This is a genomic window from Streptomyces sp. NPDC047971, from assembly GCF_040653355.1.
Lineage (GTDB): Bacteria > Actinomycetota > Actinomycetes > Streptomycetales > Streptomycetaceae > Streptomyces.
The window spans coordinates 234,448-254,826 of the sequence record NZ_JBEZNW010000007.1; the positions used below are offsets into that span (position 1 = coordinate 234,448).

Here is a 20,379-nt window from a genome sequence, read left to right on the forward strand (position 1 = left end):
TGGGGCACCGGCGCGGGCCGGTGCCCCGCCGAGACGTTCGGCAGTGGCCTCCCCCTCGGACAGTCGTCCGGTCAGCGGACCCGTCGGGAGTCCGTACGCCGAGCGGGGAAGCCGTCGAGGCCGCCCTCCTCGGCGGCGACCGCGTGACCGAGGAGGTGCAGCGGCCCCGCTTCGACGCCGGCCTCCTCCATGCCGCGCCAGTACGCCAGCGCGAGCCGGGAGTCCACTAGGCCGTGGACCAGAGGGAGTTCCGGTCGCGCCGCATGGAGCAGGGACTCCAGACGGCACGATGCGACCGTGTTCGGAAGCCAGGCCCGCGCCGCGTATCCCGCCGCCGCGGCCGGCGGCAGCCACGGGGCCGTCCGGCGCTCCACGGACCCCACGGACAGCAGACCCCCGCCGACGACCAGGACGTCTCGCCGCTCCCGCATCCGGGCCAGGGCCGCCGCGGTGTCGAAACAATGCGGGAAGGAGTCGTCCACGACGATCGCACCGGCCCGCAGCCTCGACACGTCCAGCACCGCACCGCCCCCGCTCACCGCGGTGATCAGCAGATCGGCCTCGTACACGGCCGTCGGTAGCGTCGCACCGGACTCGTGGACCTCCACGTTCCGTGCGAGGCCCCGAGCGATCAGGTCGTCCGCCAGGCTCCGCAGTCGCGGCACGCTGCCCGCGACATCGCACAGGAGCAGCCGGGCGGGCGGCTCGGCCGCGAGGGCGAGGAGCAGGTCGAGGGACGAGCTGCCGATGGAGCCCAAACCGGCCACGGCGACGACGAGGTCGCCGAGTTCGCGGTCGGTCCGGGCCAGCGCGGCGTGAACGGTCTTGACCACGGACACCGCCGTCGCCGCGTGGCCCGTGGTGAGGGCCGTCCCGGTCGGTGTTCCGGTGTCCGGCTCGCGCAGCACGCCGAAGCCGTACGCGGTGAGGGACGGGATCATGCCCGCGAGCGAGACGCAGCGGGCGCCCAGCGACGCCGCGTGGGCGACGGCTCGGGCCGTACGGTGCGCCAGGTCGGACGTCGACGCCAACTCGTCGGCGAACAAAGGGAGGCAGACGAACCCGGACAGGCCCAGCGGCGTGTCGATCTCCTCCACGAGCCGCGGACGCCCTTCGGGGAAGAGCAGACGGCGGAGATCTTCACGCGACACCGTCCCGTTCGCGGCTCCCGCGAGGCCGGCGGCCGCCGCGAGCTGACCGGGCGGCGGCAGGTAGCCCACGAGCGCGGAGTCCAGGAGGCCGACGGCGGGCGAGGGCTCCGCCTCCGCTCGTCGTCCGGTCGCCGTGGCTCCGGAGCGCGTCGTCGGGGGCGAGGGCTCCGCCTCCGCTCGTCGTCCGGTCGCCGTGGCTCCGGAGCGCGTCGTCGGGGGCGAGGGCTCCGGAACCGCTCCACGCCCGGTTGTCCAGGCTCCGGAACGCGGCGCCGCGGCCGATACCTCGTCCGCCGCCACGGCCCGTGCCTCGTCCGGCCCCACGACCCACGCCTCGTCCACCGCCACGGCCGGTGTCTCGTCCGCCGCCGCGGTCAGCGCGCTCCGCAGCGCGCGGGTGAACCGGGCGAAGGCCGACTCGGTCGGGAACGCGGCGGTGGACGCGCGCAGCGTCACCCGCAGCCCTCCCTCGGCGATCGGACGCGCCGCCAGGAACGTGTCCGTCCCCACCGGAGGTGGCGCGAGGACGGCGTCGCCGTCGTCCCACCTCAGGCTCAGGGTTTCGCCGCTCAGCGGTCCGAGGGCCGAGAAGTCCAGGAAGGTGAAGAAGAACTGGGCGGCCGGCGGCAGCCCGCCGTCCCTCGGGGACGCGTGGACCCGCTGCGCACGCGCCGCCCCCGCCGCGTCCACCACGGCGCGCAGGTCCTCGGCGAAGGTGCGGCCCGGCCGCCCGCCGACGGTCGGCGCACACGGCCGCACCGGTACGGCGGCGGCGAACGGGCCGAACACCAGGTGGGCGTCGGGCCGGGCGCCGTCGTCGCGGCCCGACACCGCGAGCCCGAGGACCAGATCCTCCTGCCCGGTGGTGACGGCCAGCGTCCGGTAGTACGCGGTGAGGACCGGGGCGAAGAGCGTCGTACCCGCCGCGGTGGCCATCCGACGCAGGGCGCCGACCTGACCCTCGCTCAGGGTGAACCCGGTGGAACGGTACGGGGGTGCCGTGGGGTCCTTGTCGGTCGTGGGCCCGCCGAGGACCGGGCGCCGATAGGGCGCGCCGAGTCGGGCCCCGATGGTTCCACCGGAGGACGCCACGCGTTCCTGAAGGGCCACGTGGTCACGGAAGGTGGTGCGCAGCGGCGGGAGTTCGGCGGACTCGCCCCGTACGGCGCGGTCGTAGACGGAGAGCAGCTCGCGGCCGAGCAGCGCCACGCTGTAGCCGTCGCCGATCAGGTGATGGGCGTGGACGACGAGGGCATGTTCGTCGGGCCCGAGCGTGAGGAGCCGCAGCCGCAGCAGAGGCCATGCCCAGGGCTCGAAGCGGCGCTCCCGCTCCTCGGAGATCCGTGACGCGAGGAGTTCGGGCGCGGCGAGGGTCTCGAAGTCGACCGGCAGCCGCAGGGTGGGCGGAAGCTCCTGCTGCACGGGCGGGCGCGCGCCCGCCGGGAACACGGTGCGCAGCATCGGGTGGCGTGCGACGCAGGCGTCGACCGCCCGCTGGAACACCTCGGGCCGCAGGGGTCCGTCGACCCGCAGACAGGCGAGCCAGGCCGTGTGGGAGCCGGGGGCCATGGCCTCGGCGAGGAGGAAACCGCGCTGGGAGGGGGCGAGAGGGAACGGCGAGGGACCGTGGAGCTGGACCTCGTCGCCACCGGATCGGCCCCGCGCATCGGCCGAGGCGTCGGCGGGGCGGTCGGCGGCGGGGCGGTCGGCGGCAGGGCCGGCCTCGGCGGCGCCGTCGATCGCCGCCGCGAGGGCGGCCAGCGTGCGGTGGTCGTACACGACCGTGGGCCTCGGCAGCACCGGGATCTTCTCCCGCAGCCGCGCGAACACCTGGAGGACGAGCAGCGAGTCGCCGCCCAGGGCGAAGAAGTCGTCCTCGCGCCGGATCTCCTCGCCGTCGAGGAGCTCGGACCAGACACCTGCGAGGAGGACCTCGGTCGGCGTCGCCGGGGGAGTCCCCGGCGCCGGGGCGCCCGTCGGTTCCTGGGACGCCTCCGGGCCGGGCGCCGGTACGGGTGCGGTGAGCGCGGCGCGGTCGATCTTTCCGGTCCCGGTCAGGGGGAGTTCGTCGAGCAGGTGGATCCGGGCCGGGAGCATGTACTCGGGAAGCGTTCGTGCCAGATGTGTGCGCAGAGCCGTGGAGTCCGCGGCCACGACGCCCGGACGGCGCTCGACGAAGGCGCTCAGCCGCCCGTCACCGTGCACCACGGCGGCGCGCGCGACCGCCGGATGCGCCAGCAGCACCGACTCGATCTCGCCGGGCTCCACCCGGTGCCCTCGGATCTTCACCTGGTCGTCGAGCCGCCCGAGGAACTCCAGGACGCCTTCAGCGTCGCGCCGCACCCGGTCTCCGCTGCGATACCAGCGGCGCCCGTCCCGCTCGACGAACGCGGCGGCGGTCAGCTCGGGTGCGTGGAGATAGCCGGGTGTGAGCCCCACACCGGCGATGAGCAGCTCGCCCGGCTCGCCCGGTGCGCAGCGCCGCCCGTCCGCCGTCACCACGTCGACCTCCGTGCCGGTGAGGGGCGTGCCGATGGGCAGCGTCCGCACGTCGTCGCGGGGGCGGCTGTCGATGATGTGGAACGTGGCGTTGATGGTGGACTCGGTGGGACCGTAGAGGTTGGCGATCCGGTGCCCGGGTCCGAACAGGTCGTACCAGCGGCGCACATGGGCGGGCGGCAGCGCCTCCCCGCCGACGTGGATCCAGCGCAGCGCCGACAGGTCCGCCGCCCGCGCTCCGCCCCGTACGCGGGTCTCGGCCGCTTCGAGGAGCCGGGACCACAGGCTCGGGACCGAGCTCCACACCGATATCCGGGCCTGCTCGACCCGGTCGAGCAGCGCTTCGGGGTCCCGGAGCAGCCGGCGGGGGAGGGTGACGACGGTGGCCCCGACGAGCAGGGGTGCGAGGAGCTGACGTACCGACGCGTCGAAGCACAGGGACGCGGTCTGGGCGAGCCGGTCGCCCTCGCGGTAGCCGAACGTGGCCAGCGCCCAGTCGAGATAGTTGGTCATCGAACGACGGGTGATCGGCACCGCCTTGGGGCGCCCGGTGGAGCCCGAGGTGAAGATCACGTACGCGAGGGAGTCGGCGCCGGGGGCCGGGACCTCCGCGTCGGACCGCTCTCCGGCGGGCTCGGACGACGGCTCGTCGGCCGGGACGAGCGTGATGCCGGCGGCCTCGGCGAGACGGGTCGCCGAGGCGTGGGTGGCCGCATGGCACACGAGGACGCGGGTACGGGAACGCTCCAGCTGGTCGGCCAGACGGACGGGAGGATGGGACGCGTCCAGCGGCACCCAGCCCGCGCCGGCCCGCAGGATTCCGACCACACCCGCCACGGTGTCCCCGCCGGGTTCGGTCAGCAGCCCCACCAGGTCACCCGGGGCGACTCCGTGGGCACGCAGCCGGGAGGCGAGCGAAGCCGACGCCCGGTCCACATCGGCATAGGTGAGGACGCCGCCGTCGCCGGTGTCGACGGCCACCGCGTCCGGCGTCGCGCGGAACTGCGCGCGGAGCCGGGCGACGATGTCGGGGCGCGCGCCGGACGGCTCTTGGGAGCCGACAGGGATCCGCGCGGCGGCGACGGGTGCCACGGCCTCGGCCGCCTCGCCGAGCAGTGCGGACCGCGACGGCTTCGCGGCCTCGACGAGCTCGGCCAGGTGCTCGTCGGCGAGCCGGGCGATCGTGGCCCGGTCGAAGAGGCGGGCCGGGAAGTTCCACGAGAACGACAGCTCCCCGTCCGACTCCCAGCACAGCAGGCCCAGCCGGGTGGCGGCGGAGGCCGTTCCGGCGGAGGTCGGACGGACCGTCACCGGGCAGTCGGGGTCGAGGGAGACCGGGAACCGGGCGAAGCTGAACGACGCGGGCGCCGCCGTACGCGGTCCCGATCCGTCCGCCGGCAGGAGCCGCGCGAGATCCAGGCTCGTGAGGCGGCCGTGCCGCTCGGCCTCCGGCCACGCGTCGCGCAGCCGTACGGCGAGCGTGTGCGCCGCATCGTCCGGGCCGACGCGCACAGTGGCGGGGAGGACGTCGGCCAGGGGTCCCACGAGCCGGTCGATGCCGGGCAGCCTCGCCTCGCGGCGGGCCCGAGCGACGTTGACGGACACGTCCTCCCTGCCGCCGCTCCAACGCGACAGGCAGCGTGCGTACGCCGCGAGCAGCAGGTGGAACAAGGACACGTCGTGCGCGGCGGCCACCTCCCGCAGCGCGGCCGACAGGCCGGGGCCGGGCGCCACCTGGTGGGCGAGAAGCGGGGGTTCGGGGTGGGCGAGCGGGTCGCCGTCGTACGGCAGAGCGAGCGGTTCGCTCCCGCGGGTCAGGACGTCACGCCAGTACGCCCCGTCCTCGGCGAGGGCGGCCTCCGAACGCTCCGCCCGCTCGTACGCGGCGTACGCGGCGAAGTGGGTCTGAAGCGCGGGGAGTTCAGGGGAGCGCCCCTCGGAGAGGGCCGTGTAGAGGGACCAGAGTTCCTCGCCGAGGATGTTCAGGCTGAAGCCGTCGGCGACGGCGTGATGCACCACGATGACGAGACGGGCGGAGCCCGGCGCGCCGGTACGGGCGAGCACGGCGCGCACGGGAGCCTCGGCGGCGAGGTCGAACGGGCGGTTGCGCAAGGTCTCTTCGAGCCGCCCCAGCTCCTCCTCGACGGAGCGGACGCCGGGCAGGTCGCAGACCTCGAACCAGTCGGGTATCCGTGCCCCGCCGGGGGGAACGACCGCCTGCGTGGGCGTCGGCTGCCCGGGGTGGACCCGGACACGGAGCATCGGGTGACGGTCGGCGAGCAGGCCGAGCGCGGTGCCGAGGAGATCGGGGTCGAGGGGGCCGCGCACGTCCTGCGTCACGTACCCGTAGGCGGCGACGTCCGGGTACAGCCCGCCCTGGGTGTGGAAGGCGAGCTGGACCGGCGTCAGGGAGAAGGGGAGGGAGTCGTCGGCCACCGCGGCGGCCGGCGCCGCCCCGGAGACCTCGGGTTCCCGGGAGTGGAGCCGGCGGGCGAGTTCGCCCAGGGTGCGGTGCTCGAAGAAGAGCGTGATGGGAAGGGAGCGGTCGAGCTCCTTCTCCAACCGCTTGACGAGATCGACGGCCGTCAGCGAGTCCAGGCCCAGGCCGAGCAGCGGCACGTCGTCCCCGAGCTCGGCGGGGGACACCCGCAGAGCCTCGGAGACGAGCTGCCGCAGGACCTCCGACAGACCGATGTCGTCGTCCGACGGACCGGTCGTGTCGTCGACGCGTACCGGGCTCGCCTCGGACACCCGGGACGGGGGCCTGACGTTCGCGGACGCGGGCACGACCACATCGGCAGGGGGACGAGCCGCGGTGGCGGTCGGCTCCAGGTCGGCGACCATCACCTGCGCGGCGTCGAGGCCACAGGCGCGGCGCAGCGCCTCCAGCGCCACGCCGGTGGCCAGCGGCGCGGGCCCGCGTCCGGCGCCGCGAGCGGGCGCGCGCGACGTGTCGGCGGGGCGACCGGCCTCGGCGGGCCGGCGCATGGCGGCCGCCTGGCCGGCACCGACGCCGCGTCCCGTACCGGAGAAGTGGCCCGCACCGACGCCGCGTTCCGTACCCGTGCCACGGCCCGTACCGGCGCAGCCTCCCGCCCCGGCGCCGAGGCCGCCCGTGTCGGCGAGGAGTCCCGTATCGGCGAAGGCCGCGAAGTTGACCGCCAGCCACGGCCGGCCGGCCGCGCGCTCGGCCGCGGCGAAGGCGTCGAGGTAGGCGTTGGCGGCGGCGTAGTCGCCGATGGCCCCCGCCAGTCCCGGCAGCACCGACGCGACCGAGGAGAAGGCCACGCACAGGGCCGGGCGCAGGTCGTGCGTGCGCAGTCCGCGTGCGAGCAGCGCCGTGCCGCGCGTCTTGGCGGCCAGGACCTCGGCCACCTCCTCGGGCGTCTTCGCCCGCAGAGTGCCCGGGCGGACCACCCCGGCCGCATGCACGAGCACGTCGAGGCGGGGCAGACCGGCGAGCAGCGCGTCGACATCGGCCTCGCGGGAGACATCGGCGGCGCGGTACTCCACGGTGGCGCCGAGCGCCCGGAGTTCGCGGAGCAGCCCGTCCGGCGCAACGGTCGAGCGACCCGTGAGCACCAGGGTCGGCCGGCCCCGACCAGCGAGATCACGGGCCAGCGCGCCGCCGACCCCTCCGGCGCCCCCGGTGATCAGATACACGCCGTCGGCCGGCAGCGTCGCCTCGGCCGCGGTCGTGACCGGTTCGGAGGTCCGGCCGAGCCGTCGCCCGGCCCGCCAGGCGACGGCTGTCCGGACGAGGTCGTCGCCGCGCGGCGCGGGACGCGCGGTGAGTTCGAGGTCGAGCGCGCCGAGGCGCGTGTCGAGGTCGTCCAAGGAGGACAGGTCGACGCTGTGCGCCGCGACACCGGGGAATTCCTCGGACAGCGCCAGGGTCAGTCCGGTCAGCACCGCCTGCGCCGGGCGCGGACGTTCCGCGGCCGCGCCGGTGACATGGACGTCCTCGGTGACGACGAGCACGCGTGGGCGATGGTCCGCGAGCTGCGGAAGCATGCCCTGGAGCTCGGCCACCATGGCACGGTGGGCCGCGTCGAGCACGGTGGCGGAGTCCGGCTCCACCGCCTCACCCGCGAGCAGCACGGCCGCTGCCGGGGCCGCCGTTCCGGCGGGCGGCGGGTCCCCGGCCCGCAGGACGGTGACGCCCCTCGCCGCGAGCCGGTCCGCGAACGCGCGGGCGAACGTCGAGTCAGGGCCGGCCAGCAGGACGGCGGACGGTCCCGAGCCGACGGTCAGCGGGGCGTCGTCCCAGACGAACCGGTGCAGCATCGGACGCGGCCGCGAAGCGGTGACGGGCCAGTGGCGGCGCCGCTGGAAGGGATACGTGGGTACGGAGATCCGGGCCCGTCCGGCGTCCATGGCCGTACGGTCCAGCGGTACGCCCCGCTGCCAGAGCCGGCCCACGGTGTCGAGGAGCCCCCGCGCGCCGTCGCGGTCCCCGGCCGGGAGCGCGAGCGTCCCCGCTCCGCGCGGGTGCGCCGCAGCCAGGGCGTGGACGTTCCCGCACAGGGTTCCGGCGCCGAGCTCCAGGAAGGTGTCGTATCCGTCGTCGAGCAGCCGGTGCACGGCCGCGCCGAAGCGGACCGGCCGCCGGGCGTGGTTCCGCAGATACGCGGGGTCCAGGACCGGTTGCCACGCCGCGGTGACCGTACTGATCAGCGGGGTCACGGACGGGCGGAGGGCGAGGGCTCCGGCGGCCTCCGCGAGCGGGTCGAGAGCCGGGTCCATCAGGGGCGAGTGGAACGCCCGGGACACCCCGAGCCGGCGCGTCGCGATCCCTCGCGCGGACAGCTCGGCGACCGCCCGGTCGACGGCGGCCTCCGTGCCGGCCAGGACGACCTGGTCCGGACCGTTCACCGCGGCCACGCTCAGTGCGCCCCGGGCGTCGGCCACCAGGGCGGTGACCGTCTCCTCGTCGCAGCGCACCGCCGCCATGGCGCCGGGGGCGCAGACCTCCGCCATCAACCGGCCGCGTTCGACGGCGAACCGCACGGCGTCGCCGAGGGAGAGCGTTCCGGCGACGCACGCGGCGGCGATCTCGCCGACACTGTGCCCGGCGACCGCGTCCGGCGTGATCCCCCACGCCCGTATCTGGCGGGCGAGCGCGACCCCGTAGGCGACGAGGAGCGGCTGGGCGATGTCGGTTCCGGCCGGCGCGTCGTGCGACGCGCCGGGGTCCAGGCACCAGCCGGCGAGACTGCGCCCGCCGATCATGCCGGCGTGATCGGACGCCTCGTCGAGCGTTTCGCGGAACACGGGCGCGTCCGCGTAGAGGGCGCGGGCCTGACCGTGCGGGCGGGCGCCCTGCCCGGGCAGGAGGAGGACGAGACGCGCACGGGACCGAACGGCGGCGCCGAACGGCGCCATCGGGTCGCGTGCCGCGTCGTCGCGTACGGCGTCGAGCCGCGCCGCGAGATCGCCCTCCGCGACGAGGGCGAGACGGTCGGGTCCCTCGTCGCGGGCCGAGGCGACGGCGGCGCAGACGTCGCCCTCGTCGAGACCGGGGTTGTCCCGCAGATGGTCCGCGAGTCGGGCGGCGGCCGCCCGAAGTGCGGCGGTCCCGTGCGCCGACAGGGTCAGCAGCCGCGGACCGTCCGAGGGAGTCCGGGTCCTCTCGGACCGGGCGGGCGCCTCCTCCAGTACGGCGTGGGCGTTGGTGCCGCCGAAGCCGAACGCGTTGACCCCCGCGACCAGTGGGCCGGGAGCCTCCCAGTCCCGTACGTCGTCGACCAGCGCGAAACCGGAGGCGGCCAGGTCGATCGCGGGCGCCGTCCGGAGCGGGGACGGGGGCAACCGCCGCCGCCCGAGCGCGAGGACGACCTTCACGAGGCTCGGCATCCCGGCGGCGTTGAGCAGGTGGCCGACGTTGGTCTTGACCGAGCCGAGCAGGCGGAGCCCTCCGTCGGCACGCGGCGGAAAGGCGTGCGCGAGCGAGCGCAGCTCGACCGGGTCGCCGATCGGTGTACCGGTGCCGTGCGCCTCCACATATGACACGGTCTCGGGGTCGATGCCGGCGTCGCGGTACGTCCGCGTGATGACGTCGCGCTGTGTCAGGGGGTTGGGTGCCATCAGGCTCAGCGAGTGTCCGTCGTTGTTGACGGCGGTCGCGCGGAGGACCGCGAGCACCGGATCGCCGGCCCGCTCCGCCTCGTCGAGACGGGTCAGGACGAGCGCCGCGCCGCCCTCGCCCGGGACGAAGCCGTCGGCTGCCGACCCGAACGCGTGACAGCGGCCGGTCGGGGAGAGCGCCTGCGCCTTCTCCAGCAGGGCGTACCCGGTCGGCGTCAGATCGAGGTGCACGCCGCCGACGACCGCGATGTCGCACTCACCTGCCTGGAGGCTGCGGCGCGCGAGGTGCAGCGCGACCAGCGCGGAGGAGCACGCGGTGTCGACCGCGAGCGCGGGACCGGTCAGATCCAGGCAGTGCGCGACGCGGGCGGCGAGCATGTTGGGGAGGTTCCCCGTCAGCGCGGCGGCGGGCAGATCGCCTTCGTGGCAGGTCTGTTCGAGCACCTTCCGATAGCCGCTGTCACCGGCGGCGACGAACACGCCCACCCGGCGGCCGTGCCGGCGCGGGCCCGCGTACCCGGCCCGCTCCAGCGCCTCGTGCGCCAGTTCCAGCAGGATGCGCGCCTGGGGATCGGTCGCCAGGGCCTCGTCCTGGCCGATGCCGAAGAAGCCGGCGTCGAACCCGGCCGGCTCTTCGAGGAACGCGCCCCAGCGGGAGTGAGCGTCCGACGACTGCGCCCACCGTCCGTCCGGCACACCCGTGACGGCGTCGTAGCCCTCGACGAGCCGGTCCCAGAACGCCTCCGGGGTCTCGGCCCCGGGGAAGCGACAGGCGAGGCCGGACACGGCGATCACGGGCGCGGCGTCGGACACGGGCTCGGGCCGGGGAGTCCCGGAGGGGGTCTCGTCCGTCCGAGGGCGGCGCGCGTGCGAGCCCGTCTGGGTGTCCTGGCCGAGTATGAGCCCGGCGAGCGCGGAGACCGTGGCGTGGTCACGCATGTCGGACGGGCGCAGCGGTACGCCGAACGCGTCCTCCAGAGCGGCCAGTACCTCCATGGCCTTGAGCGACGAACCCCCGAGCGCGCGGAAGTCGTCGTGCGGCGCGATCTCCGCCACGGGCAGCCCGAGCGTCCGTGCCCAGACGCCGAGCACGACACGTTCGACGTCCCGTCGCGACCGGGGCTCGACCGAGGAAGGCGTGTCGTCCGGCCGCCCGTGGGAGGCACCGACGGTGGCCCCTGTCGCGTCGGCGCCATCGGCTTCCCCCACAGGGGAGGGTCGGTCCGCTCCCTCGGGGACGGTGGAACCGACGAAGTTCGCGGAGCTGGTGCCGGGACCGGTGCCGCTGCCGGAGTCGCTGCCGTTGCCGGAGCCGCTGTCGGAGCCGGGACCGGCCCCGGCCATGTCCCCTGCCCCTGGCAGCGATCCGCCCCCGAACACACCCACGGAGCCCCGCCCCGCGATCTGCGGGTACTCGCCGCCCTCGAAGCGCTCCCGAAGCAACCCCCGGCGGACCTTTCCGCTGGTCGTGCGCGGGAAGGCGCGCAGGGGCACCGCCAGCACCCGTACGTCGTCGTGCCCCAGAGCCTCGCGGACCCGCGCCGCGACCTCGCGCAGCGACGCGTCGGTCACGGCGGCGAGGGGTGGCGCGGGCGCGAGGAAGACGACCACCCGCTCGCCGCCGCCCGACGGATCGGTGGAGCCCACGACGGCGACCGGGCACCGCCCGAGACCGGACGCGTCCGCCGCCATCTCTTCGAGATCCGCCGCGTGGAAGGTCCGTCCGTCGACGAAGACGACGTCCTTGGACCGACCGGTCACGCAGAGCCGCTCCTCGCGCAGGAATCCCATGTCGCCGGTGCGCAGCCACCCGTCGACGAACGCGTCCGCCGTCGCCTCCGGGGCCCGGTGATAGCCGCGGGCCACCTGTGGGCCCCGCACCTCGACATGGCCGACCCGACGGTCCTCGACGGGCTCGCCCCCGTCGTCGGTGATCCGGACGGCGCAGCCGTGCACCGGGCTGCCGACGTCCATCAACTCGACCGCGTCCGGGTGTCCGGGCGTGGTGTCCACGGCCAGCCCACGGCTGAGCTCCGCCCGGTCCAGGGCGAGCGGTCGAGCCACCTCGCCGGGTGGCGGGAAGGTCACGGCGAGCGTGGCCTCGGCGAGTCCGTACACCGGCTGCGGCGCGCTCGCCGCGAGCCCCGTGGGTCGCATCCGCCGGACGAAGGCCCGCCACACGGTGGGGGAGATCGGCTCCGCGCCCACCAGGATCATCCGTACGCAGGTCAGGTCGAGACCGGCGAGGGTGTCGTCCGGCACGCGCCGTTCGACGAGGTTCAGGGCGAAGTTGGCGGCGGAGAGCAGCGTCGCCCGGTGCCGGGCCGCCGCCTCCAGCCATCGCGCGGGCCGCTTGGCGAACGTCAGGGGTTCGAGCCGGACCTGCTTGATCCCCGCCGACAGCGGGACGAGGTGGGTGCCGATGAGCCCCATGTCGTGGAAGTACGGCATCCAGGTGGCCAGGACGTCCTCGGAGCGGATTCCGGCGGCGGCGCGGATCTGCGCCAGATTGGCCAGCACGGCCGCATGCGTCAGTTCGACCCCCTTGGGCGCCCCCGTGCTGCCCGAGGAGAACTGCAGGAACGCCACGTCGTCAGGCGATCGACTCGGCAGCCGCCTCGGCGTGGGACGGTCCCGCAACGCGTCGAGCGTCAGGGGACGTACGGAGTCGGGCAGGGCGCCGAGCAGCGGCGCGGTGGACGGGCCGAGGGCCACCGGAGGCCGGCCGAGGAACTCCCAGACGGGCCGCACCCGCCGGACGTCCGGGGCGAGCGGCACGGGTACGAGTCCGGCGGCGACGGCACCCCAGAAGAGCGGCAGGAACTCCTCGCTCCGGTCCGCCGGCAGCACCACGTGGCTTCCCGGAGCGAGACCCGCGTCCAGGAACCCTCCGGCGACGCGCCGCGCGTCGCCGAGCAGCGCGCGATGGGTGACGACGCGTTCGCCGCCGTCGCCGCGTACGTGGACGATGCCCTGGTCCGGCGCGGCTTCTGCCGCGGCGGTCAGCACGTCCAGCAGCACCGTCTCGCTGTTCACCCGCATCGACGCCCCCGTGGTTCTGGTCGGCGGCGGGCCGTCCCACGGTACGTGCGAGAGCGACCGCCCCCGGTCCGGTCTGTTCTGCCGGTAATGATGACCGATGGTCGATGCGCGGCGCGGCGGGGGTGAGCGCTCCGGTCCGTTCGCCGCCGGTGGGAGGCGCCGGACCGGGGCCGAACGCGCCAGGACCGCGGGGCGGATGCGCCCCGCGGTCCTGGTCCCGGGCCCGTCCGCCGGGGAGGAGGCGGCCGGGGGAGCGGCCCCGTGAGGGGAGCGGAACCGCTCGGTGGTTCGGTCCATCACCCTCGCAATCGAAACCGGCACGGGCAACACATCCCCATGTTCTTTGCGCAAGATCTGAGGTTCCCCTTCGGTAACAAGGGACTCCGGGCGCCTGAGGTCAAAGGGCCGTGCCGGTGGATCGAGTCCGGTACCTGGCGGCCGGTCGGCGATCTGTCGATCGAGGCACAACATCGAACATCGGTGGCGCGGTTCATCGCGGGCAGGTCGGGGACAGACCGGAAGATTTCCTGAGCAACGGCGCGGCAGTCGCAGCCTGGTCCGGACCGATCCCCACACGATGCCTCGTCATTCCGCACGTTCGCACATACAGTGCTCGATCGACCGGATCGTCGAGACGCCTGGGGGTCCTGTGAGTCTTTCGCTGCGTCAGGAAGCGATCCTGTGGCAGGTTCGCCTGAAGGGTTCCGTCAACGTGACCCGGATCGCCGGAGAACTCGGTGTCTCCGTGATGACTGTTCGCAGGGACATCGCCGTCCTGGTCAGGCACGGTGTCGTCACCCGTGTCCACGGGGGAGCCATCCTGCCCCGCAGCGCGCCCGCCCGCCGCGACGGCGGACCGAGGGTCCCGGCACGCGGCCCCACTCCGTCGCTGGGCATGGTCGTGCCCAGACGATCGGCGTACTACCGGGACGTCATCGCGGGCGTCGAGAACGTCGCGCAGGCCGTCGGGGCCCGGCTCACGCTCGGCGTCTCCGCCTACGGCGACGAGCGCCCGCAGGTGACGGACATGCTGAACGCGGGGGTGGACGGGCTGCTCCTCACGCCGCGCCCCCATGTGCTGCTGTCCGCGGAGGAGTCCGCGTGGATCCGTGAACTGCCGGTACCCGTCGTGATCGTCGAGCGGCGACCGGAGCCGGCGGCCGGGCTCGACCATCTGGACCGCGTCGCCTCGGACCACGCGCGCGGCACCGTGCGGGCGGTGCGCCATCTGGTGGAGCTGGGGCACCGCAAGGTCGGGCTGCTGACCTCCGCCACCCCCACCGCCGTCTGGATCGGCCGGGGTCTCGACGTCTCCCGGGAGATGTTCGGGCTGCTGCCGGGGGCGCCCCGGACGGACGACCTCGGCGCCGGCGACCTGGCCGCTGTCGACGCCTTCATCGAGGACCTCGTCGCGACGGGCACGGCCGCCGTGGTCGCCCATCCCGACGAGCAGGCGGCCTTGCTGGCCCAGCGGATCCGGGCCCGAGGCATGTCCGTCCCGGGCGACATCGCGGTCGTCGCGTACGACGACGATCTGGCCTCCCTGGCCGAGATCCCTCTGACGGCGGTCGCCCCGGCCCGGCATGCCGTCGGCCGACTGGCCGCGACGCGGTTGCTCCGACGACTGCGTGACGGGCACCGGCACGTCGTGCAGGAGAGCCTGCTCCTTCCTCGTCTGGTGGTCCGCGCCTCGACGGCGCTGTGAGGCGATCCGGTGTGTTCGGTGTCGAGCGATCGGCCGGGCGGTCATTGACCGGCCGTCACCGGCCCCGCACGTTGAGGCGGAGACGAAGGTTCCGCTGACGTCAGGAGAAGCATGAAGCCCCACGACATCACGGCCGTGAATCCCCTCTCGGGCCGCCGCCACAGGATGCCCCTGGCCGCGGTGACGGCGCTGTGTCTGAGCGCCGCGCTCGGCGCCGGGCCCGCCCAGGCGGACGCGTCCCCCTCCTTGGTCGACCCGGCGACACCCGTCGCGGCACGGCCACTCGGCGCGACGGAGTCGGCGCGGGCGCTGGTGTTCAGCGACGAGTTTCTCGGACCCGCCCTGGACACGTCCAAGTGGACCGCCCGCGACCAGGAACGCACCGAGTCCACGCGCACGGACGGGATCCGCTGGTGGTACAAGCCCGGCAATGTCCGGGTCATCACCGACAACGGCGGAAACCTCGCCATCGACCTCACCAAGCTCGCCGACAACCAGTACGCCGGCGGGCGCGTGGACTCGCAGAACAGGTTCGACTACACCCACGGAACCCTCGAAGTCCGCTTCCACACCCCGCAGGCGACCCATGGGCACCTCGCCGCGGTATGGCTGCAGGCGTCCGGCGGGCACGGCTCGACTCCGGGTACCGCGGCCGACGGGGCCGAGTACGACATCGTGGAGACCGCTGACCAGGCCGACACCTACCCCGTCACCGTCCACTACGACGGCTACGCCGCCGAGCACAAGCAGTCCTCCACCACCGTGAGCGCCCCCGGCCTGCACAGCGTCTGGTATCACACCGTCGGCATGAGCTGGACGGCCACACAGATCCGGTTCACGTACGACGGCACGGTCGTGCGCACCATCACCGACCCGAAGCTCATCAGCCTGGTCAGGGAGTTCCCGATCCTCTCCCACGAGGTCCTGCAGTTCGCCGACGGCGCGGTCGAGAACGCACCGCTCGACTTCAACTCCACCGTGTACGTGGACTACATCCGGGTCTGGCAGTAGCCCGGCAGTCGCGACGCCTCTCGCTGTGGGCCCACGCCGCCGTCAATGCGTGGAGAAAGTGCCACCTGAAAGGGCGTCAGAACGTGGGGTGTTGACCGTTCGGCCATTGGTGCTCGATGCGGTCGATTCCAAGCGTTTGCGGGGCCTGCGGCGGCACTGATCGGTCAGTTCTGGTCGAGGTCGGTCAGTGCGGAGGTTCTCGTTCCAGCAAGGTCACATGGCGTACCCGAACTGACTATTCTCCCCTGCGTGTTGCGCTGCACTCACAGCGAGTCACCGAACGCTGTGTCGCGCAAGGACGGAGCCTGGGCGCAGGGAGGCGTCACCGATGCGATCTCGAACCGACACGTCGGCGGCGCCCATCAGAACACCTCTGCTGGACCACGTGAAGTCCCGACCGCTCCGGTCGGCGCGCCGCACCACCCCCAGTCCACTCCATCCAGACTGTTTAGGGACCCCTCGATGGTTCGTACAGGTTCGATGCCCGGAGCCCTGCCACGCGCAGGCGCCCCGGCTTGGCTAGTCCCCCCCGGTGTTCTGACCGGGGCCTGCGGCATAGCGCTGATCTTCGTCCCCGCGCAGATACGCATGCCGGTTGCCTGGTGCGGCCTCGTCGCCGCCGTTCTGACGGCCATCGTCTCGGCCGGTACGGCCCGCCGGGCGCGCCTGGCCGAGGAGGCCCGCCACGCGCGGGCCGGTGCCGAGGTGCAGCAGTACTACGCGCAACGCGAGGCCGCGCTCCTCGGGCGCCTCGCCGATCAGCGGGCCACCACGGTGTGGCTCGCCGAGTCGCTCCTCCCCGCGGCAGTCGCCCGGATGCAGAAGGGCGACCCCGCTTCGGAGATCCTGCAGTCCGTCTCGTTCGGGGAACACCTCGACAGCGAGTTCGCCGAGGCCCTCCGGGACGCCCTGCGGACGCTCCTCGAAGCCGTGGAGGCGGAGGAGCACACGCGGGACTCCTCCCAGCGGGCACTGGTGGCCATCGCGCGAAGGGTCCAGGCGATCGTGCATCAGCTCGCCAAGGACCTCCACGACATGCAGATCCTGCACGGCACGGATCTCGTGGTCTCCCACGGCCTGCAGGCCATCGACCACCGCAACGCCCTGATCGGCCGCCTCGCGGCGAGCGTCGCGGTACTGGGTGACGCCCGGCCCGGACGCCAGTGGTCGAAGGCGATCCCCCTCTACGACGTGGTGCGCGGGGCCATGTCGCGCATCGTGGACTATCCCCGCGTGAAACTGCAGTCGGTGACCGAGGTGGCCGTGATCGGGCAGGGCGCCGAGCCCCTGATCCACGTCCTGGCCGAACTCCTCGACAACGCCACGACCTTCTCGCCGCCGCACACCCCGGTCGAGGTGAGCGCGAGCGAGGTGCCCTCCGGCATCGCGATCGAGATCGAGGACCGCGGAGTCGGGCTCACCGAAGAGGTCAGGCAGCGCGTCGACCGCATCATGGACCGGGCGGCGTCCGGCCTCGATCTCGCCGACCTCGGCGAGGCGACGCAGCTCGGGCTGCCCGTCGTCAGCAGGCTGGCCCGCGAGAACGGCCTCGACGTCGATCTGCGTACCTCCGCCTACGGAGGAGTACGGGCCGTGGTGCTCGTTCCGCGGAGCATGATCACCACGGTCCGGCAGCCCGCCCAGAAGATCCAACCGTTCGCGCCGAAGCAGATGGGCGCACCGAGCGTGCCGAGGCCGACGATGACGCGCGACGCCTCAGCGGATTCCGTCGAGGTCAGGACGACCGCCAACGGCCTCCCGCAGCGGCGACGGGAGTCGCCCGTCCCGACACCGGTCGTCCGCACGAGCCCCCAGCCCTCCACCGCTCCCGCCGCATCCCGCACCAGGACGGCCGGCGCCGCCCGGCAACCCGGCCTGATGTGGGAGGCGTTCAGCGGAGACAAGCGGCCGGGTGCCGAACCTTCCCCCCGCACCAGCGAGCCATCAGATGAGGATGAGTAACCGTGACGCCACTGCCAAACATGGACTGGATGCTCAAGGAGCTCGCGGCCAGCGTCCCGTACGTGCGCCACGTCGTCGCGCTGTCGTCGGACGGTTTGTGCATCGGTCAAGCGAACACGGAGACCGACACGGCTGACGCCATCGCCGCCGCCTGCTCGGGCATGCAGAGCCTGGCGAAGGCCATCGCGCAGAAGTTCCCCCACGGAGACGGCTCCACGCGGATGGTCGGCATCGAGGTCGACGGCGGTTACTTCTCCCTGATGGCGGCCGGGCCCGGGGCCTATCTCGCGGTGCTGGCCGACGAGGAGGTGGACGCGGGGTTGCTGGGCGACCGCATGCGTACGCTCGTGGTCCGGATCGGCCAGCACATGACCAGTCCGCCTCGGGATGACGTCGGGCAGGCGATGTGACGTCAGAGCACCAGGACGCATGGGATGAAGGCAGTCCCGTACCGCTGTACGTCATCTCCGGTGGCCCCGGTTCCTCGGCGAAGGCCTTCAACCTGGTCACCCTCATCACATCGAGGTCCGCGCCCGAACCCGCGATGCAACCCGAGCAGGCGGCGATCCTCAGCATGTGCCAGTACCCGCTGTCGGTGGCGGAGATATCCGCGTATCTCAGTCTGCCGTTCAGCGTCCTCACGGCACTGCTCTCCCAGCTCGTCGAGGACGGGCGTGTCGAGGCCATCGCTCCCGTTCCGGTCGCCGCGGTACCCGAACTCGGCCTTCTGGAGGCGGTGATCCATGGACTACGTAATCTCTGAAGCACCCACCGGCCCTCGCGACACGGACGTGCTGCTGCCCCACGGTGCCCGGGGGGTCAAGGTCGTCATCGTCGGCGGCTTCGGGGTCGGCAAGACGACCATGGTCGGGGCGGTGAGCGAGATCTCGCCGCTGACCACCGAGGAGACCATGACGCAGGCCGGCGTCGGGATCGACCACAACCCCGGCGCGGAGGGCAAGAGCACCACCACCGTCGCCATGGACTTCGGCCGCATCAGCATCAACGAGGAGCTGATCCTCTACCTCTTCGGGACGCCGGGACAGGAGCGGTTCTGGTTCCTGTGGAACGGCATCTTCGAAGGCGCGCTCGGCGCCGTCGTCCTCGTCGACACCCGCAGGATCGAAGTCTGCTTCGAGATCATCACCCGTCTGGAGGACCGCCGCGTCCCCTTCGTCGTGGCCGTCAACACCTTTCCCGAGGCCCCGCAGCACCCGATGGCGGAACTACGGGCCGCTCTCGACCTCAACGAATCCGTGCCCATCGTCACCTGTGACGCGCGTGACCGGTCGTCCTGCCGCGACGCGCTCCTCTCGCTGATGGGCTACCTGTGCACCCTCGCCGCCGCCCAGGAGTCCGTATGACCTTCCCGCATGCCGACCACACCACCACGGAGCAGGGGCTCGTCCCGCCCCCGGGCTGCCCGGCCCACGCCGCCGGGGGAGCCGAGGGAGTGACCCGGCTCCACGGCGCCGCGGCCGAGACCGACCCGATGGGGCTGTACGAGAAGCTGCGTGCCGCCCACGGCCCCGTGGCGCCCGTCCTCCTGGAGGGGGACGTCCGCGCCTGGCTCGTGCTGGGCTACCTCGAGAACCGTGATGTGGCCACCCGTTCCACCCAGTTCTCGCGCGACCCCCGCACCTGGCACGGCTGGGAGAGCGGAGAGATCGACCCGGAGACCTCGCCGCTCGTTCCGATGATCGGCTGGCGTCCCGACTGCGTCTGCGCGGACGGCGTGGAGCACCAGCGCCTGCGCGGCGCCGTCACGGCCAGCCTCAACCAGTTCGACCAGCGGGGCATCCGCCGTCACATCACCCGCTTCGCCCACCAGCTCATCGACGAGTTCTGCGAGAGCGGCGAGACCGAGCTGGTCGGTCAGTTCACCGAGCCGCTGCCGATGCTCGTCCTGACCCACCTGCTCGGGATGCCGGACGAGGACGGGCCCCAGCTCGTCCATGCCGCCCGGGACCTCTTCAAGGCCACCGAGACGTCGCTGGCCAGCAACGCGTACGTGCTGGAGACCCTCAAGCAGCTCGTCGCCGCCAAGCGCGAAGCGCCCGGGCAGGACATCGCGTCCGTGCTGATGGCTCACCCGGCCGGCCTCAGCGACGAGGAGGTGCAGCACCACCTGCGCCTCATCCTGCTCGCGGGTTACGAGACGACCGCCAACCTCATGGCCAACGTGCTGCGGATGACGGTCACCGACCCCCGGTTCCGCGGGTCGCTGGCCGGTGGTCAGATGACCCTGCCCGAAGCGGTGGAGCAGGTGCTCTGGGACGAGCCGCCCTTGATGGTGTGTCCGGGCCGCTGGGCCACCGGTGACACCTCGCTCGGCGGGCAGGAGATCAAGGCCGGGGACATGCTGCTGCTGGGCCTCGCCGCCGGCAACGTCGACCAGGCCGTCCGCCAGGACCCCTCGACCCGCGTGCACCACAACCGCGCGCATCTGTCCTTCAGCGCGGGCGCCCATGAGTGCCCCGGTCAGGACATCGGTCGTGTCATCGCCGACACCGGCATCGACATCCTCCTCACCCGGCTCCCGGACATCGGCCTCGCGATCGCCGAGTCGGAGCTCACCTGGCGCTCCTCCACCTGGGCCCGGCACCTGACGGCCCTGCCGGTGAAGTTCGCCTCCCGCGTGCCGGAGTCCCGCGATCTCCTGGCGCCGTTGCCCGCGCCGCCCGCGCCGACCGTCGGTATGCCCGCGGCGGCGCCCCACATGCCGGTCCCCGAGCCCCGGGTCTCGTGGCAGGCACGGCTGAGGCGGTTGCTCCGGCTGCGATAGGTCCGGTCGCCGTCAGGGCACGGCCCACGGCCGAGGGGCTGCCGAACCGCACGGGGAGGGCGGCCCCCGGCCGGGGTAGGGGGGCCCCCCGCCGCCCCCCCGCCCACGCCGCCCCCGAACCCCCGGGGGGCCGGAGG

Annotated in this window: 8 protein-coding genes; 7 read left to right on the forward strand and 1 reads right to left on the reverse strand. The window is 73.6% G+C overall.

All coding sequences use genetic code 11. The features are described 5' to 3' along the window. Positions 1-71: 71 nt before the first annotated feature. Positions 72-12,779: an amino acid adenylation domain-containing protein gene (locus tag AB0D99_RS10235; RefSeq protein ID WP_362358589.1), complete on the reverse strand. Its 12,708-nt coding sequence runs from the start codon at positions 12,777-12,779 to the stop codon at positions 72-74. Between the two features lie 649 nt (positions 12,780-13,428). On the opposite strand from AB0D99_RS10235, the gene AB0D99_RS10240 reads away from it, so the two are divergent. The 7 genes from AB0D99_RS10240 to AB0D99_RS10270 all read left to right on the forward strand — a co-directional run bounded on the left by AB0D99_RS10240 (position 13,429) and on the right by AB0D99_RS10270 (position 20,242). Further along, positions 13,429-14,484 carry a substrate-binding domain-containing protein gene (locus AB0D99_RS10240; RefSeq protein WP_362358591.1) on the forward strand — a complete coding sequence of 352 codons (1,056 nt, stop codon included), beginning with the start codon at positions 13,429-13,431 and terminating at the stop codon, positions 14,482-14,484. Between the two features lie 111 nt (positions 14,485-14,595). Continuing rightward, complete coding sequence (locus AB0D99_RS10245) at positions 14,596-15,495, forward strand: glycoside hydrolase family 16 protein (protein WP_362358593.1); 900 nt, start codon at positions 14,596-14,598, stop codon at positions 15,493-15,495. A gap of 588 nt (positions 15,496-16,083) precedes the next feature. Next, positions 16,084-17,457 carry an ATP-binding protein gene (locus AB0D99_RS10250; protein ID WP_362358595.1) on the forward strand — a complete coding sequence of 458 codons (1,374 nt, stop codon included), beginning with the start codon at positions 16,084-16,086 and terminating at the stop codon, positions 17,455-17,457. Between the two features lie 20 nt (positions 17,458-17,477). Then, the gene (locus AB0D99_RS10255; RefSeq protein ID WP_329112770.1) at positions 17,478-17,867 is read left to right on the forward strand and encodes a roadblock/LC7 domain-containing protein; all 390 of its coding nucleotides are present in this window, start codon (positions 17,478-17,480) and stop codon (positions 17,865-17,867) included. Beyond that, entirely contained in the window at positions 17,864-18,220 is a 357-nt protein-coding gene (locus AB0D99_RS10260; protein ID WP_362358598.1) for a DUF742 domain-containing protein, read from the forward strand. Before AB0D99_RS10255 ends, AB0D99_RS10260 begins: the two co-directional genes overlap by 4 nt. Then, complete coding sequence (locus AB0D99_RS10265; RefSeq protein ID WP_362358600.1) at positions 18,201-18,821, forward strand: ATP/GTP-binding protein; 621 nt, start codon at positions 18,201-18,203, stop codon at positions 18,819-18,821. Before AB0D99_RS10260 ends, AB0D99_RS10265 begins: the two co-directional genes overlap by 20 nt. Continuing rightward, complete coding sequence (locus AB0D99_RS10270; protein ID WP_362358602.1) at positions 18,818-20,242, forward strand: cytochrome P450; 1,425 nt, start codon at positions 18,818-18,820, stop codon at positions 20,240-20,242. The genes AB0D99_RS10265 and AB0D99_RS10270 overlap by 4 nt, the downstream gene beginning before the upstream one ends. Positions 20,243-20,379 lie beyond the last annotated feature (137 nt).

Bases quoted from the DNA above. Each gene is read 5' to 3' on its own strand.
- AB0D99_RS10250 (WP_362358595.1), top strand. From the start codon at position 16,084: ATGCCGGTTGCCTGGTGCGGCCTCGTCGCCGCCGTTCTGACGGCCATC.
- AB0D99_RS10245 (WP_362358593.1), top strand. From the start codon at position 14,596: ATGAAGCCCCACGACATCACGGCCGTGAATCCCCTCTCGGGCCGCCGC.
- AB0D99_RS10270 (WP_362358602.1), top strand. From the start codon at position 18,818: ATGACCTTCCCGCATGCCGACCACACCACCACGGAGCAGGGGCTCGTC.
- AB0D99_RS10265 (WP_362358600.1), top strand. From the start codon at position 18,201: ATGGACTACGTAATCTCTGAAGCACCCACCGGCCCTCGCGACACGGAC.
- AB0D99_RS10235 (WP_362358589.1), bottom strand. From the start codon at position 12,779: ATGCGGGTGAACAGCGAGACGGTGCTGCTGGACGTGCTGACCGCCGCG.
- AB0D99_RS10255 (WP_329112770.1), top strand. From the start codon at position 17,478: ATGGACTGGATGCTCAAGGAGCTCGCGGCCAGCGTCCCGTACGTGCGC.